At 38.5% G+C, this 14,304-nt stretch carries 17 protein-coding genes; 7 read left to right on the top strand and 10 right to left on the bottom strand.

The genetic code is table 11. The features are described from left to right. Positions 1 to 59: 59 nt before the first annotated feature. Positions 60 to 776 carry a tRNA1(Val) (adenine(37)-N6)-methyltransferase gene (locus HA632_RS09835; RefSeq protein ID WP_176306998.1) on the top strand — a complete coding sequence of 239 codons (717 nt, stop codon included), beginning with the start codon at positions 60 to 62 and terminating at the stop codon, positions 774 to 776. Here HA632_RS09835 and HA632_RS09830 read toward each other — a convergent pair whose 3' ends face one another. Further along, positions 777 to 1,601: a hypothetical protein gene (locus HA632_RS09830; RefSeq protein WP_176306997.1), complete on the bottom strand. Its 825-nt coding sequence runs from the start codon at positions 1,599 to 1,601 to the stop codon at positions 777 to 779. It lies immediately after the preceding gene. Between the two features lie 131 nt (positions 1,602 to 1,732). Here HA632_RS09830 and HA632_RS09825 point away from each other — a divergent pair, with 131 nt between their 5' ends. The 4 genes from HA632_RS09825 to HA632_RS09810 all read left to right on the top strand — a co-directional run bounded on the left by HA632_RS09825 (position 1,733) and on the right by HA632_RS09810 (position 5,527). Then, the gene (locus HA632_RS09825) at positions 1,733 to 2,464 is read left to right on the top strand and encodes a hypothetical protein (protein WP_176306996.1); all 732 of its coding nucleotides are present in this window, start codon (positions 1,733 to 1,735) and stop codon (positions 2,462 to 2,464) included. A gap of 233 nt (positions 2,465 to 2,697) precedes the next feature. Continuing rightward, positions 2,698 to 3,876 (top strand): acyl-CoA dehydrogenase family protein, encoded by a 1,179-nt coding sequence (locus tag HA632_RS09820; RefSeq protein ID WP_176306995.1) that lies wholly within the window; start codon positions 2,698 to 2,700, stop codon positions 3,874 to 3,876. A gap of 118 nt (positions 3,877 to 3,994) precedes the next feature. Beyond that, a complete protein-coding gene (locus tag HA632_RS09815; protein ID WP_176306994.1) occupies positions 3,995 to 4,777 on the top strand; it encodes a DUF3050 domain-containing protein in 783 nt (260 codons plus the stop codon). A gap of 45 nt (positions 4,778 to 4,822) precedes the next feature. Then, a complete protein-coding gene (locus HA632_RS09810) occupies positions 4,823 to 5,527 on the top strand; it encodes an SGNH/GDSL hydrolase family protein (protein WP_176306993.1) in 705 nt (234 codons plus the stop codon). A 1-nt stretch (position 5,528) separates the two neighbouring features. On the opposite strand, the gene HA632_RS09805 is transcribed toward HA632_RS09810, so the two are convergent. The 7 genes from HA632_RS09805 to trmB form a co-directional block, all read right to left on the bottom strand. Next, positions 5,529 to 5,861, bottom strand: coding sequence for a 2Fe-2S iron-sulfur cluster-binding protein (locus HA632_RS09805; RefSeq protein ID WP_176306992.1), 333 nt, complete (start codon positions 5,859 to 5,861; stop codon positions 5,529 to 5,531). A 3-nt stretch (positions 5,862 to 5,864) separates the two neighbouring features. After that, positions 5,865 to 6,923 (bottom strand): NAD(P)/FAD-dependent oxidoreductase, encoded by a 1,059-nt coding sequence (locus tag HA632_RS09800; RefSeq protein WP_176306991.1) that lies wholly within the window; start codon positions 6,921 to 6,923, stop codon positions 5,865 to 5,867. Between the two features lie 268 nt (positions 6,924 to 7,191). Then, positions 7,192 to 7,431: a NifU family protein gene (locus HA632_RS09795; protein WP_176306990.1), complete on the bottom strand. Its 240-nt coding sequence runs from the start codon at positions 7,429 to 7,431 to the stop codon at positions 7,192 to 7,194. Positions 7,432 to 7,513: 82 nt separating this feature from the next. Continuing rightward, positions 7,514 to 8,650 carry an Mrp/NBP35 family ATP-binding protein gene (locus HA632_RS09790; RefSeq protein ID WP_176306989.1) on the bottom strand — a complete coding sequence of 379 codons (1,137 nt, stop codon included), beginning with the start codon at positions 8,648 to 8,650 and terminating at the stop codon, positions 7,514 to 7,516. Between the two features lie 147 nt (positions 8,651 to 8,797). Further along, positions 8,798 to 9,124: an MGMT family protein gene (locus HA632_RS09785; RefSeq protein WP_176306988.1), complete on the bottom strand. Its 327-nt coding sequence runs from the start codon at positions 9,122 to 9,124 to the stop codon at positions 8,798 to 8,800. A 1-nt stretch (position 9,125) separates the two neighbouring features. Beyond that, positions 9,126 to 9,752 carry a lysine transporter LysE gene (locus HA632_RS09780; protein ID WP_176306987.1) on the bottom strand — a complete coding sequence of 209 codons (627 nt, stop codon included), beginning with the start codon at positions 9,750 to 9,752 and terminating at the stop codon, positions 9,126 to 9,128. After that, positions 9,753 to 10,427, bottom strand: a complete 675-nt coding sequence (trmB, locus tag HA632_RS09775; protein WP_176306986.1) for a tRNA (guanosine(46)-N7)-methyltransferase TrmB — start codon at positions 10,425 to 10,427, stop codon at positions 9,753 to 9,755. 149 nt (positions 10,428 to 10,576) lie between these two features. Between trmB and HA632_RS09770 the strand changes: the two genes are divergently transcribed. Both HA632_RS09770 and HA632_RS09765 read left to right on the top strand, forming a co-directional pair. Further along, positions 10,577 to 11,398, top strand: coding sequence for a UDP-2,3-diacylglucosamine diphosphatase (locus HA632_RS09770; RefSeq protein WP_176306985.1), 822 nt, complete (start codon positions 10,577 to 10,579; stop codon positions 11,396 to 11,398). Between the two features lie 5 nt (positions 11,399 to 11,403). Then, positions 11,404 to 12,459: a glycosyltransferase gene (locus tag HA632_RS09765; RefSeq protein WP_176306984.1), complete on the top strand. Its 1,056-nt coding sequence runs from the start codon at positions 11,404 to 11,406 to the stop codon at positions 12,457 to 12,459. On the opposite strand, the gene HA632_RS09760 is transcribed toward HA632_RS09765, so the two are convergent. Together HA632_RS09760 and HA632_RS09755 are read right to left on the bottom strand one after the other, a co-directional pair. After that, a complete protein-coding gene (locus HA632_RS09760) occupies positions 12,433 to 13,476 on the bottom strand; it encodes a cell wall metabolism sensor histidine kinase WalK (RefSeq protein WP_176306983.1) in 1,044 nt (347 codons plus the stop codon). The two genes, HA632_RS09765 and HA632_RS09760, sit on opposite strands and share 27 nt — an antisense overlap. After that, positions 13,477 to 14,160 (bottom strand): response regulator transcription factor, encoded by a 684-nt coding sequence (locus HA632_RS09755; protein ID WP_176306982.1) that lies wholly within the window; start codon positions 14,158 to 14,160, stop codon positions 13,477 to 13,479. Positions 14,161 to 14,304 lie beyond the last annotated feature (144 nt).

The raw sequence follows: 14,304 nt of genomic DNA, 5'->3' as shown, positions 1-14,304 counted from the left end.
AGTAAAAAACACAATTAAAAATACCTGAAGCCCATTGAGCTTCCTCCTCTTAATATCAAATGTCTCAATTCCAATTCAAAAAATTTACCGTTACCCAAGACCGTTGCGCGATGAAAGTCGGTACCGATGGGGTTTTGCTTGGCGCTTGGACGCCCATAGACAATCGTCCTTTTTCGGTGTTGGATATTGGTGCCGGAACCGGAATTTTGGCTTTGATGTTGGCCCAAAGAACCACAGCCGAACAGATTGACGCCTTCGAGATTGACGAAAACGCCTTTGAACAATGCGTAGAAAACTTTGAAAATTCGCCATGGAATGACCGTTTGTTCTGTTTTCACGCTTCACTCGACGATTTTATGGAGGATTTGGAAGACGAAGAATACGATTTGATTGTTTCCAATCCGCCATTCTACAGCGAAGATTACAAAACCGACAGCGAACAAAGAGATTTAGCGCGTTTCCAAGACGCTTTGCCTTTTGAAGATTTGATAGAAGCGGCTTCCATTTTACTTTCTGAGAACGGAATTTTCTCTGTAATCATTCCCTATAAAGAAGAAGCAAAATTTATTGGTTTGGCTAAAGAATGTAACTTGTTTCCTCTGAAAATTACGAGAGTAAAAGGTACCCCAACCACCGAAATCAAAAGAAGTTTACTCGCTTTTTCCTTTGCTGAAAAAACCAATTTCCCAATTGATGAACTTATCATCGAAACGGCACGTCATCAATATACTGAAGACTATATTGCTTTGACTAAAGATTTTTATCTGAAGATGTAATTAATCGGTAAGAAGTAATTCAATATTGATTGAGTACGTTTTGCTTTGATTCCATATCCCATCTTTAAAATACCAGGAATCTATGTATTCCTCTGATTCATCAATGGAGATTAAAGGTTCATAAAAAAAACCATTTGGGTGATTGTTATCTTTACTGTAATTCTTATTTTGCTCCAACAATGGATGCTGAATGATGATAAAAATCCCGTTGGAAGGAAATTCAATATTGAAACTATTTAAATCCGCTTCCACAGCATGCGTTCCCTTTTTGAGTTTGTAAACAAGATTTTCTGTGTTTAATATTTCGTCAGGTTTTCCATCATCACCAACCGAATAAACCAAAACACTTATCAACCTGTTTTTATTGGTTGCTGTGGCAAAGAACTTGGCTTTACTAAGGTATTTTCCTTTGGTATCTTTGTTGGGAAAATATTTGGCCGTCATTGCCATTTTAGTATCCCATTGTACTCCGTAATGATTATCGCCTCTTTTGACTTTTCCAAGTTTTACTTTTTTTTCGAATTTGCGTTGAACCAACTTTACTTCATCCAAGGCAATTCTATTCGGTCGCAGGAATATTTCCTCTGTGATTTTTGCAATGGTATCATGATAACCAACAGAAGTTATCTTAAAATAACTTGCCGTTTCTGTAGAATTAACACTAAAAACTCCCGTTGAATCAGCTGTTTTGTAAAGCGATTCCGCTTTCCAGATATTGGCATAAGCTATAGGCATTTTTGACTCTTTATCTTTAACATGCACGACCGTTTGTGCTTGAAATAAAGTACACATCAAACAAAACAATACCGTTATCTTATTTCTCATAATTTTTAAAAAGGAGTTCCAAGATACATTTTTTAAGTTTAACTTTTTGTACTAAAATATTTAACAAATTCTTCGGAGTTTACCCGATTCGCAATGTTTAATTTGGCCTTGAAGGTTTTATCTCAAAGCTTATGGCAAAAATTACGTATTGGTTCTTTATTTTGTTCCCTTTTTTAGGCTTTGCGCAAAGCGAAAAACTACTTCACGGAAAAGTGTTGTCTGAAGGAAAGTCCATCAGCAATGTTGATATTGTCAATACAAATTCGAAAAAAAGCAGCACAACCGACAGCAATGGTAATTTCAGTATTTTGGCCAAAACCGGAGATGAACTCTTTATCATTTCCAAAGAATATGTCGACCGAAAAATAGTGGTCACACAAGAACAATTAGACCAAACCAAACTTCTCATTTATTTAGAGGAAAAACCGATTGCATTGGAAGATGTAGAAATTTTGAAAAAATCAAGTCTCAAAATAGAGGTAAAACAATCAGATATTGATGCCATAAAGCTTGCCAAACAAGCCAACGCACTCAAAGTACAGAATGTTTATGACGGTACAATCGAAAACGGAATCGACTTTGTCAGAATGGCCAAAGGATTGCGCAATTTATTCAAAAACAAAGACCGAGAAAAACGGGAAAAATCTCTTCCGCCAATTCCGTTTAAAGACTATCTCGACTTGAATTTTGACACTGCTTTTTATACCCAAAAACTCAAACTCAAACCCGAAGAAATTGAGTTGTTCATTGCTTATTGTGAAGTGGATTCGAGAGCTAAAAGTTTGGCCGAACAACGAGACCTATTGGAAATGGCCGATTTTTTATTTGAAAAAAATGAAGCATTTAAGAAACTCGAGCGTTAATTTCCAACAGTGAATCCCTAGCTCGGATAGCAGCGGCATCCTTTTTCTCTGAAAAAGATAAAGCGGATAGCCGGACCCGAGCTCCTGACAAGGAGTGAACTAGCGAAGCAAAAAGCTTCAAAAAATTATAACAATTGTTGATTGAGATTTTAAGTAAGATTGATTAGCTTTGCAAACGATTTCGTAACTGGTTTTGGCTAATTACTAATCACTAATTAATCACTTTTTAGAAAATGAAACCAGATTTATTTCAAGCTCCGGATTACTACAATTTAGATGATTTATTAACGGATGAACACAAATTAGTGCGTGACTCTGCTCGTGCTTGGGTGAAACGAGAAGTTTCTCCAATTATTGAAGACTATGCGCAACGTGCAGAATTTCCAAAACAAATCATCAAAGGTTTGGGTGAAATTGGCGGATTTGGACCCTACATTCCTGAGGAATATGGCGGTGCCGGTTTAGACCAAATTTCATATGGTTTGATCATGCAGGAAATTGAAAGAGGCGATTCGGGTGTTCGTTCTACCTCATCGGTACAATCATCTTTAGTAATGTATCCTATTTGGAAATTCGGAACCGAAGAGCAACGTCAAAAATACTTACCCAAATTGGCCACCGGAGAATTCATGGGTTGTTTCGGATTGACAGAACCAGATCATGGTTCGAATCCAAGCGGAATGACTACCAACTTCAAAGACATGGGCGACCATTATTTGTTGAACGGAGCTAAAATGTGGATTTCTAATGCGCCATTTGCTGACATCGCCGTAGTTTGGGCCAAAAATGAAGAAGGCAGAATTCACGGTTTAATCGTAGAACGCGGTATGGAAGGTTTTACCACACCTGAAACGCACAACAAATGGTCATTGCGTGCTTCGGCTACCGGAGAATTGATTTTTGACAACGTAAAAGTGCCGAAAGAAAACTTAATGCCGGGCAAATCGGGATTAGGTGCGCCAATGATGTGTTTGGACTCTGCTCGTTACGGAATTGCATGGGGCGCTATTGGTGCGGCCATGGATTGTTACGATACCGCTTTGCGTTATGCTAAAGAAAGAATTCAATTTGACAAGCCCATTGCCGGAACGCAATTACAACAAAAAAAATTGGCCGAAATGATTACCGAAATCACCAAAGCCCAATTATTGACTTGGAGATTGGGTGTTTTGAGAAACGAGGGCAAAGCGACTACGGCTCAAATCTCTATGGCAAAAAGAAACAATGTAGACATGGCCATCAACATAGCTCGTGAAGCACGTCAGATTTTAGGCGGAATGGGAATCACCGGTGAATACTCTATCATGCGCCACAGTATGAACTTGGAAAGTGTGATTACTTATGAAGGAACACACGACATACACTTGTTGATTACCGGTGCGGATATAACAGGAATTCCGGCCTTTAAATAATAGATTAAACAATAAATAAAATTGATATAAAATGCTTCTCTTTTTGGGGAAGCATTTTTACTTTTGTGTGTATTTAAAACTTTAGTGTTTTGAAATCCGTAAATATTAAAAAAAAGCTATGACCATTTCTATTATTAACGAAAAAATCCAACCACAGAAAGACATTTTACTCCAACATCCATTATACGACAAAGTAAAAACCATTGACGACTTGCGAAAGTTTTTGGAAAATCACGTGTATGCCGTTTGGGATTTTATGTCGCTGTTAAAAGCACTGCAAAGCAAACTGACTTGCACTACTACGCCATGGTTTGCTTCGGAAAATCCGGAAACCAGGTATTTGATTAACGAAATTGTATTGGCCGAAGAAAGCGATTTGACTTTAGACGGCAAACGCTTGAGTCATTTCGAAATGTATGTGGAAGCCATGCAAAGTTGTGGTGCTTGTACGCAAGAATTAGAAGCTTTTCTTAAAAATGTAAATGACACTAAAAATGTATTTATCGGGATCAAACAAAGTGATTTGCATCCTGAAGTGAAAGCGTTTCTCGACTTTACTTTCCGCGTAATCGAAGAAGGTAAAGTGCATAAAATTGCCGCGGCGTTTACTTTTGGTAGAGAAGATTTGATTCCGAATATGTTTACCGAAATCTTGAAAAGCTTCCAACAAAATTTCCCGAAAGTGGATTTGTCCAAGTTGATTTATTACTTCGAAAGACACATCGAGTTAGACGCCGACGAACACGGCCCAATGGCGATGCAAATGATTACCGAACTTTGTCAGGATGATGCACAAAAATGGAAAGAAGTTGAGGAAGTTTCCATTTTAGCTTTGGAGAAAAGAATCGGACTTTGGAATGCCATTGAAGAAAAAATAGAATCAAGCCTGGCATTGGTTTAAACCTATAGCAATTGCTTTAGCGTAATTGTATTGAAAATAATCCTTATGAGATACTTGACTAAAATATTTTTCTCGCTCTTGCTTGGCTTACTATTGATCGGTTGTAGTTCTGATGAGGACAATACCGCTACTGAAATTGTTCCGGTAAACTATAAGTATTTGGCTTTAGGCGACAGTTATACTTACGGTCAAAGCGTATGCGAAACTTGTCGGTTTCCCGAACAATTGAAGGACGGCCTTGAGCAATTCTTAAACGCGGAAGATTCTTTTAACATCAAACTCATTGCGCAAACCGGTTGGACAACTACGAATTTGAAAACGGCTATTGGGAATGAAAATCTGCCCAATACTTATGATTTGGTTACCCTGTTAATTGGTGTCAACAACCAATACCAAGGCAAACCTTTTAGCCTTTACGAACAAGAATTTCCTGAACTGGTTAATATAGCCATTACCAAAGCCGGAGGAGATAAAAACAAACTGATAGTAGTTTCGATTCCGGATTATGCTTATACGCCTTTTGGACAAGGTTCAATCGCCATTTCGGAAGGGGTTTATCAATACAATGCTTTTGCAAAAAATTATTGCGAAACCAACAACATTACTTTTGTTAATATTACAGACATCACCAGATTAGGTTTACTCCAACCCGAATTGGTCGCCAGTGACGGATTGCATCCTTCAACGATAGCGTATGCTGAATTTGTAGAAAGGATTCTGCCCGAAGCTAAGATGAAATTGGGTTTGTAGTTTAGACTTCCGGAGCCAATTCTATTTCTAATCCGTTAAGGTCTTCTGTGATGTGGATTTGACAACCCAAGCGGCTGTTTTCTTTGACGTTGAAGGCTTCCCAAAGCATGGCTTCTTCATCCGCGCTTTTTTCAGGAAGCGGAAAATCATTTAACACATAGCACTGGCAAGAAGCACACATGGCCATACCACCACAAATACCTATGGTTCCTTCGGGTGCTAATTCGTAGGCACGAACGAGCTCCATGATATTCATGTTCATATCGGTTGGTGCTTGCACTTCATGACTGATGCCTTCGCGGTCGGTGATGGTTATGGTAATATCTTGTGCCATATCTTAGTCTATCGATTTTACAACTGCTTTCTCCGCTTCTTTACGGGTTCCGTCAAAACCGTCAACACCCGAAACTGTGGTGTATTTCAAGACATATTTTTTGCCCGGATTCAATCGTTGGTAAACACTTTGACACATTAAAGTCGCCTCGTGGAAACCACAAAGAATCAACTTCAATTTACCGGGATAAATATTAACATCACCGATGGCGTAAATCCCGTCGATGTTGGTTTGGTAATCTAAAGCGTTGTTGACTTTAATGGCGTTTTTTTCAATTTCTAATCCCCAATTAGCAATAGGACCCAATTTTGGTGTCAAGCCAAAAAGCGGTATAAAATAATCGGTCACCACATTCATTCGAGCACCGTTAACTTCAATATCTACCGATTCGATTCGTTCCGAACCTTTGAATCCTACAACCTCACCGGGAGTAATTAACTTTATCTTTCCGGTCGATTTCAATTCTTGTACTTTTTCAACAGAATCTAAAGCGCCTCGGAATTCGTTTCTTCGGTGAACTAAAGTAACGGAAGCTGCCACCTCAGAAAGGAAGATACTCCAATCTAAAGCAGAATCACCACCACCGGAAATCACTATGTTTTTACCTCGGTATTTTTCGGGATCTTTGACGAAATAATCTACACCGCGGTCTTCTTTTTCGTAAAACTCTAAGTCTTTCAAAATGGGTTTTCGCGGTTCGAATGTCCCTAAACCACCGGCAATGGCAATGGCTTTGGCCAAATGTTTTGTCCCTTCATTGGTTGTTACGATAAAACTGCCGTCTTCGAGTTTTTCGATGGTTTCGGCTGTTTCTCCTAAAGTAAATCCGGGTTGGAATTGTTTGATTTGCTCCATTAAATTGGTCACCAAATCGCCCGCCAATACTTCGGGATAACCGGGAATATCGTAGATAGGTTTCTTGGGATACAATTCGGCTAATTGTCCGCCGGGTTGCGGTAAAGCGTCAATAATGTGGCATTTTAGTTTTAATAATCCTGCTTCGAAGACCGCAAAAAGGCCTGTAGGTCCGGCACCGATTATTAGTATATCTGTTTCAATCATTTTTTGAGGTTGTAAGGTTCTTAAGGTTCTAAGGCGCTAAGGTCTTTAAACCGGAACTTTTATTTTATGATTTTTGTCATGTTCAGCACGAATGCGTTAGGGATAGAAGTGGAAATCCTTTTTAGGATTGCCCTGAAGCGTAGCGAAAGGGAAATCATCAAAAGATTGCAACGAATAGCCCGGATCCCGATAGACAAAAACAAGTTTGTAGAACGTAGTTTTTGTTAATCGCGGATAACGCCCATCCTTCGACAAGCTCAGGATGACATTAAGCTACGTTCTCTACGGTTTCAATCTGTGGCGCATATTTTTTAATTGTTGTTTCCACACCGGCTTTCATTGTGCTGATGCTTAAACTACAAGAAGTACAAGCGCCTTGAAGACGTACTTTTACGTGTTTTTCATCTTCTATGGAAACCAAACTGATATCGCCGCCATCGGAATTCAGAAACGGTCTGATTTCGTCGAGTGCTTTTTCGATGTTTAAAGTTAATTCTTCGTTTGTCATGATATTTAATTTGAAAATATGAGAATTTGGAAATTTGAAAATGATTTTGGCATCTTCAAATCTTCAAATCTTCAAATCAATTTTATTTTTTATTTACTGCTGAACAGCCGGCCATGGTAGTTATTTTGATGGCTTCAGTAGGTGGTAAATCATTATTTCTGTTTACCGTTTCCTGTACTACATTACGGGTGATTTCTTCAAAAACCCTTTCAATCACCGATGCGGTTTGTAACGCTGCCGGACGACCGTAATCTCCTGCTTCGCGTATACTTTGTACTAAAGGCACTTCTCCTAAAAACGGCACTTGTAAATCGGCCGCGAGGTTTTTAGCACCTTCTTTTCCGAAGATATAATATTTGTTGTTTGGCAATTCTTCGGGAGTGAAGTAAGCCATGTTTTCTATGATTCCCAATACCGGAACGTTGATGCTGTCAGATAAGAACATTGACACTCCTTTTTTGGCATCCGCCAAAGCAACTGCCTGTGGTGTACTTACTACAACAGCGCCAGTAATTGGTAACGATTGCATGATCGACAAGTGGATATCGCCTGTACCCGGTGGCAAATCGATTAGCATGAAATCTAATTCACCCCAATCGGCATCGAATATCATTTGGTTCAACGCTTTAGAAGCCATTGGTCCGCGCCAAATCACGGCCTGACTCGGAGCCGTAAAAAATCCTATGGAAAGCAATTTGATTTCGTAGCTTTCAACCGGTTTCATTTTGGATTTTCCGTTAACTTCAACAGAGATTGGTTTTTCATTTTCCACGTCAAACATAATCGGCATTGAAGGTCCGTAAATGTCCGCATCTAAAACCCCTACTTTGAATCCCATTTTGGCCAAAGTCACCGCTAAGTTTGCGGTCACGGTAGATTTTCCAACGCCTCCTTTTCCAGATGCTACAGCAATAATATTGCTGATGCCGGGAATGGCTTTGCCTTTGATTTCGTTCGGGTTTTGGGTTGGGGTTTCTACTTTGATGTTGACTTTCACCTCTGCTTCGGGAGAGAATTTTTCGTGGATTAATTTTTTGATATCGTCTTCAGCACGTTTTTTAATGTGCATGGCCGGTGTTGAGATTACTAAATCAACTACCACTTCGTTACCGAATGTTAGTACGTTTTTTACCGCACCGCTTTCGACCATATTTTTTCCTTCGCCGGCGATAGTAATGGTTTCTAAAGCCGCTAAGATTTCTTTTCTATCTAGTTTCATTTCGAGTTGTAATTAAGCTTTTCAGTTCCTTTTATTTAAACTGAATTTAGATTGCAAAGATAATACGAAATGTTTGGAAACAATAGTTAATGAATTGAAAATGTTTATGGAGAAATAGTTGAAAGATGGATGCAGGTTGCGGAAAGTTTATTGACCACTAATCTCCGGTTGCCAAAAATGCTTTTCAAAATCTACAATCTGATTGTCTATTACCGCAATGCCTTCGTTTTCGAGGAGTTGCTGCATTAAATTGGTTCCGTCAAAATGGTGTTTCCCGGAAAGCATTCCTATTCTATTTACCACTCTATGTGCAGGAACATCCTCTCTGTCGTGACTGGCATTCATGGCCCAACCTACCATTCGAGCGGAACGTGCTGCACCTAAGGCTTTTGCGATAGCGCCATAAGAAGTCACTTTTCCTTCGGGAATTTGGCGCACTATGGCATAAACTCTTTCAAAAAAATTATCTTCCATTTTAGCCGTAAAGTAATTTAATCAAAGTAACCACTGCCATAAAAGTGGTCACCGAACCAATAACAATATTGATGTTTTGCATGAGGAACTCGGTCTTTTTTTCAATCTTTTTGAAGGCAACAATGTAGAGGTAAAAAACGCTAAACGAACCTAAAACCACTCCAATTACAAAGGAAGAAACCGGAATCTTGTCAAAGCTGAAATAACCTGCTGCGGCCAAACCCATACTGGCAAAAACATAGAAAGGAATCGGCAATAAATTGAGCATTGACAGCAACATTCCAAAAAAGAAACGGTTCGATTTTCCTTTGACGATTCGGTCTGCTTTTAGTTTTTTTGGCTTTTTGGCAATCCAGAAAAAATAAACACTCAAGCCAGAAAAAATGAAAATACCAATTTCTTGGAGTGTAGCTACAATTTCGTCATGATTGCTGATGAATCTGGCGAACATTACAGCAATAAACGTTTGAAAAAAAACAATCGTAGATGCTCCGGCCGCAAAGCTAATTGCTTCATTTTTACTTTCTTGCAAACTGATTTTAGCCGCCGTCATGTTGATTAAACCCGGAAGTATAACCGCCAAAAACGAAATGCTAAAACCCAAGACAAGAGGCAAAATAAAGGTCATCTATTTGATTTTGAAACGAATATACGTAATTGCTTTGTTGATTTCCAAATATTGTTTTTCATAAAACGTTTGAATCCCGATAACTTCCTCAGGCGCACCTTCGTTTTTGTAAACATTGTGGTTAGCGTACAATACTTCGTGCCCTTCGCCGTGCAACAATCCTAAAGTATAACCGTGCATGAATTCGCTGTCGGTTTTTAAGTTGACAACGCCGTCAGGTTTTAAAATTCTTTTGTACAATTTTAAAAACTCACTATTGGTCATTCTATGCTTAGTTCTCTTGTATTTGATTTGCGGATCGGGAAACGTAATCCAGATTTCGGATACTTCCTGTGCTGCAAAAATTCCTTCGATTAATTCGATTTGTGTACGAACAAAGGCCACATTGTGCATGCCTTCCTCGACCGCGGTTTTCGCACCACGCCAAAATCTGGCGCCTTTGATATCGATACCCACAAAGTTTTTATCGGGATATTTTTCGGCCAAACCCACTGAATATTCACCTTTACCGCAACCCAATTCGATGATGATGGGATTGTCATTTTTGAAGAAATCGCTGTTCCATTTGCCTTTCAACGGAAATGCTCCGCCTACTACTTCTTCTCGTGTTGGTTGGAAAACATTTTGAAACGTTTCGTTTTCCTTAAATCGTTTTAATTTATTCTTACTACCCACAAACTTTAAATTTTTACTTCATACTGTTCGGCCCTCAGCCTTGAGTCGGTAAAATTAAGGAAATAAAAGTCAGTATAAATAAAGTTTTGATAATGTTTAAGTAACCTAATTGTTTCGGAGAAATCCTTTCTTTGATAAACTGATTTATTTTGAAAAAAAGAAAAGTAGAAATTGTTGTTATTTCCGATGTTCACTTAGGAACTTACGGTTGTCACGCGAGGGAATTGTTGGAGTATTTGTCTTCTGTCAAGCCCAAAACATTGATTCTGAACGGTGATATTATCGACATTTGGCAATTCAGAAAATCTTACTTTCCCGCTTCGCATTTGAAGGTGATTAAGAAAATTATCTCGCTCAGTTCCAAAGGCACTAAAGTGTATTACCTGACGGGAAACCACGATGAATTCCTGAGAAAGTTTACCGATTTGCATTTGGGTAATTTGAGCTTGCTCAACAAATTGGTCTTGGAGTTAGATGGCAAAAAGGCCTGGATTTTTCACGGTGATGTGTTTGATGCTTCCGTGAATCACGCTAAATGGTTGGCAAAACTTGGCGGTTGGGGTTATGATATGCTGATTTTAATCAATCGTTTTTTGAATTGGATTTTGGCCAAAATGAATAAAGAACCTTATTCTTTATCCAAAAAGATAAAAGACAATGTCAAGTCGGCGGTGAAATTTATCACTAATTTTGAAAATGTTTGTACCGAATTGGCTATAGAAAACCAATATGATTACGTAATTTGCGGGCACATTCACGAGCCGAAAATCGCTGTGGTAGAAACGGAAAACGGAAAGACTACCTATCTGAATTCGGGCGACTGGATTGAAAACCGAACCGCTTTAGAATACAATCATAAGAAGTGGAAACTTTACCAACATAATCCAAATGATGCTTTCCCGGAAGAGGAACATCATTTTGAATATGAAGACAAATTGGCTGAACAATTCATCAGCATTTTGAAAAAATAAAAGCAATGTCAAAAAACATACTCGTTGCGCCGTTAAATTGGGGCTTAGGTCATGCCACCCGCTGCATTCCGATTATTAGGGAATTAGAATCGTTTGGTTTTACTCCAATAATTGCTTCGGATGGTGTTGCGCTTCGAATTTTGCAAAAAGAATTTCCGCATTTAGAATCATTGGAATTACCGTCTTATGAGATTGAATATGCCAAAGACGGTGCCGATTTCAAATGGAAACTTATCAAAAACAGCCCGAAAATGATTCAGGCTATTTTCGAAGAAAAAAAGCTGATTAAAGCTTTGGTCAAAAAGTATGATTTGAAAGGCATTATTTCCGACAATCGTTTGGGTGTGCACAGCAAAAAAGTACCCAGCATTTTTATCACGCATCAATTGAATGTTTTATCCGGTAAAACGACCTGGATTTCGAGTAAACTGCATCAATATTTTATAGGAAAGTTTACAGAATGTTGGATTCCTGACATGAAAGAGCAGCCCAATCTGACCGGGAAATTAGGGCATTTGAAAAACAGTGATTTGTCGTTGAAATATTTGGGACCGTTAAGTCGTTTGGAGAAAAGAAATTTGTCCTTTACATACGAATTAATGGTGATTCTTTCAGGACCTGAACCTCAGCGAACGATGTTGGAAGAAAAGCTAATGGCCGAGCTTCAAAACTACACCGGAGAAATAATTTTTATCAAAGGCAAGGTTGAACCGGAACAAAAAAAGGAAACCGTCAAAAACATCACCTATTACAATTTTATGACTTCGAGTGAAATTGAAACCGCTTTTAACGAAAGTGAAATGGTACTCTGTCGTTCGGGTTATACGACCGTAATGGATTTGGCTAAACTGGAAAAGAAAGCGTTCTTTATTCCTACACCGGGACAATTTGAACAGGAATATTTGGCCAAAAGATTCAAAAGAAACGGCATCGCACCTTATGCCAAACAAGACGAATTCAGGATAGAAAATTTATTGGAAATTCCTTTATATAGAGGTTTACCACAACTGAATGAAGCCGTCAATTGGAAGCAATTATTTATACTTTTCGAGGGTGAATGAGAACTCGGAACCTTTGCCGAACTCGCTTTCTACATAAATTTTTTCGCCGTGTGCTTCGATGATGTGTTTGACGATTGACAAACCTAATCCCGAACCGCCTTCACTCCGCGCACCACTTTTGTCGACCCTGAAAAAGCGCTCAAACAACCGCGGAATGTTTTGCTTTTCGATGCCTTCACCGTTGTCTCTGAAACGCACTATGATTTTGTCATTGACCAAATCCTCGATCGTGACTTCAGTTGTGCCGTTTTCTTTTCCGTATTTGATGGAATTCATTACCAAATTGGTCACTACTTGTTGGATTTTTTCCTTGTCGGCAAAGACTTTGATTGGTTTGCTGTACTTTCGGTCAAACATGAGAATGATGTTCTTTTTATCGGCTTTCATTTCCAATAAATCGAAGACATTTTGAATCAATTCTACGATATTAAACTTAGACAATTCGAGGTTCAAATCACCGGTTTCAAGTTTGGAAATCATGTCTAAATCTTCTACGATATAGATTAATCTTTCTACTCCTTTTTCGGCACGTTCTAAGTATTTTTTGCGTACATTTTTATCATTCATGGCGCCGTCTAACAACGTAGAAAGATAACCTTGCACAGTAAATAAAGGGGTTTTTAATTCGTGCGAAACATTGCCTAAAAATTCCCTTCGGTATTCTTCACGCACTTTGAGGGTTTCGATTTCCATTTTCTTATCGGTGGCAAACTTTTTTACCTGTTTGGTTAAAGTCGCCATATCGGTCGTAATGGGTTGGTTACGAAAAGACGTAGATTCTAAAAGGGAAACGTCGTCGTAGATTTTTTTTACCCTGCGATAGATAAAATGCTCGACACGATATTGGATAACAAAGAAGGAAAAAATAGCCATTGAAACGGCGAAAACTGTGATAATCAGCCAAGAAAATTCGTGGAAAAACCACAACAAAATCGCAAGAAAACCGGTTGAAAAAACAGTAATATAAAGCGTTGAAATTAAGGCAAACGCATAAGTTTTCTTGAAATTTACTGCCATTTATACTTCTAATTTATAGCCAACCCCTTTGATGGTTTTGAACAAATCTTCGCCTATTTTCTCGCGAAGTTTTCTAATGTGTACATCGATGGTTCTTCCTCCGACGATGACTTCATTGCCCCAAACTTTATCTAGGATTTCTTCTCTTTTAAATACTTTTCCGGGTTTGGACGCTAATAAATAAAACAACTCAAATTCTTTTCTGGGAAGAACAATTTCTTTGCCTTCTTTGATAATTTTATATTCTTCTCGGTTAATTTCTATACCACCAACATTAAGCGTTTCGGTGTTTTGCTCTTCATTTTTCAAACGGCGCAGTAAGGCTTTCACTTTGCTGACCAATAATTTGGGTTTGATGGGTTTGGTGATATAATCATCGGCACCGGCGTCAAAACCGGCTACTTGAGAGTAATCTTCGCTTCGAGCGGTTAAGAAGGTGATGATAACATTGCTTAATTCAGGTAGTTTGCGAATGTTTTCACAAGCTTCCATACCGTCCATTTCTGGCATCATTACATCCATAATAATAAGTTGCGGCAATTCTCTTTTAGCTTTTGTAATGGCTTCTTTTCCATTGGTGGCGGTTACGATTTGATATCCTTCTTGGGAAAGATTATAGCCTACAATTTCCAGGATATCCTGCTCATCATCTACTAATAAAATCTTGATGTCTTTTTTTTTCATACGGACACAATTGTTTTTTGTCGATGTAAATGTAAAGATAATACAAAATGATTACATACCACAAAACTTGACTTAACCGTAATTTAATGTATTAACAATTTGGTAATAGTTAGCGAACAAAAAGGTAATAATGAAGTAACACGA

Source organism: Flavobacterium sp. J49 (assembly GCF_011742145.1).
Classification (GTDB): Bacteria; Bacteroidota; Bacteroidia; order Flavobacteriales; family Flavobacteriaceae; genus Flavobacterium.
Note: the sequence above shows the minus strand (reverse complement) of the source record. Positions and strands in the feature narration are given on the sequence as shown.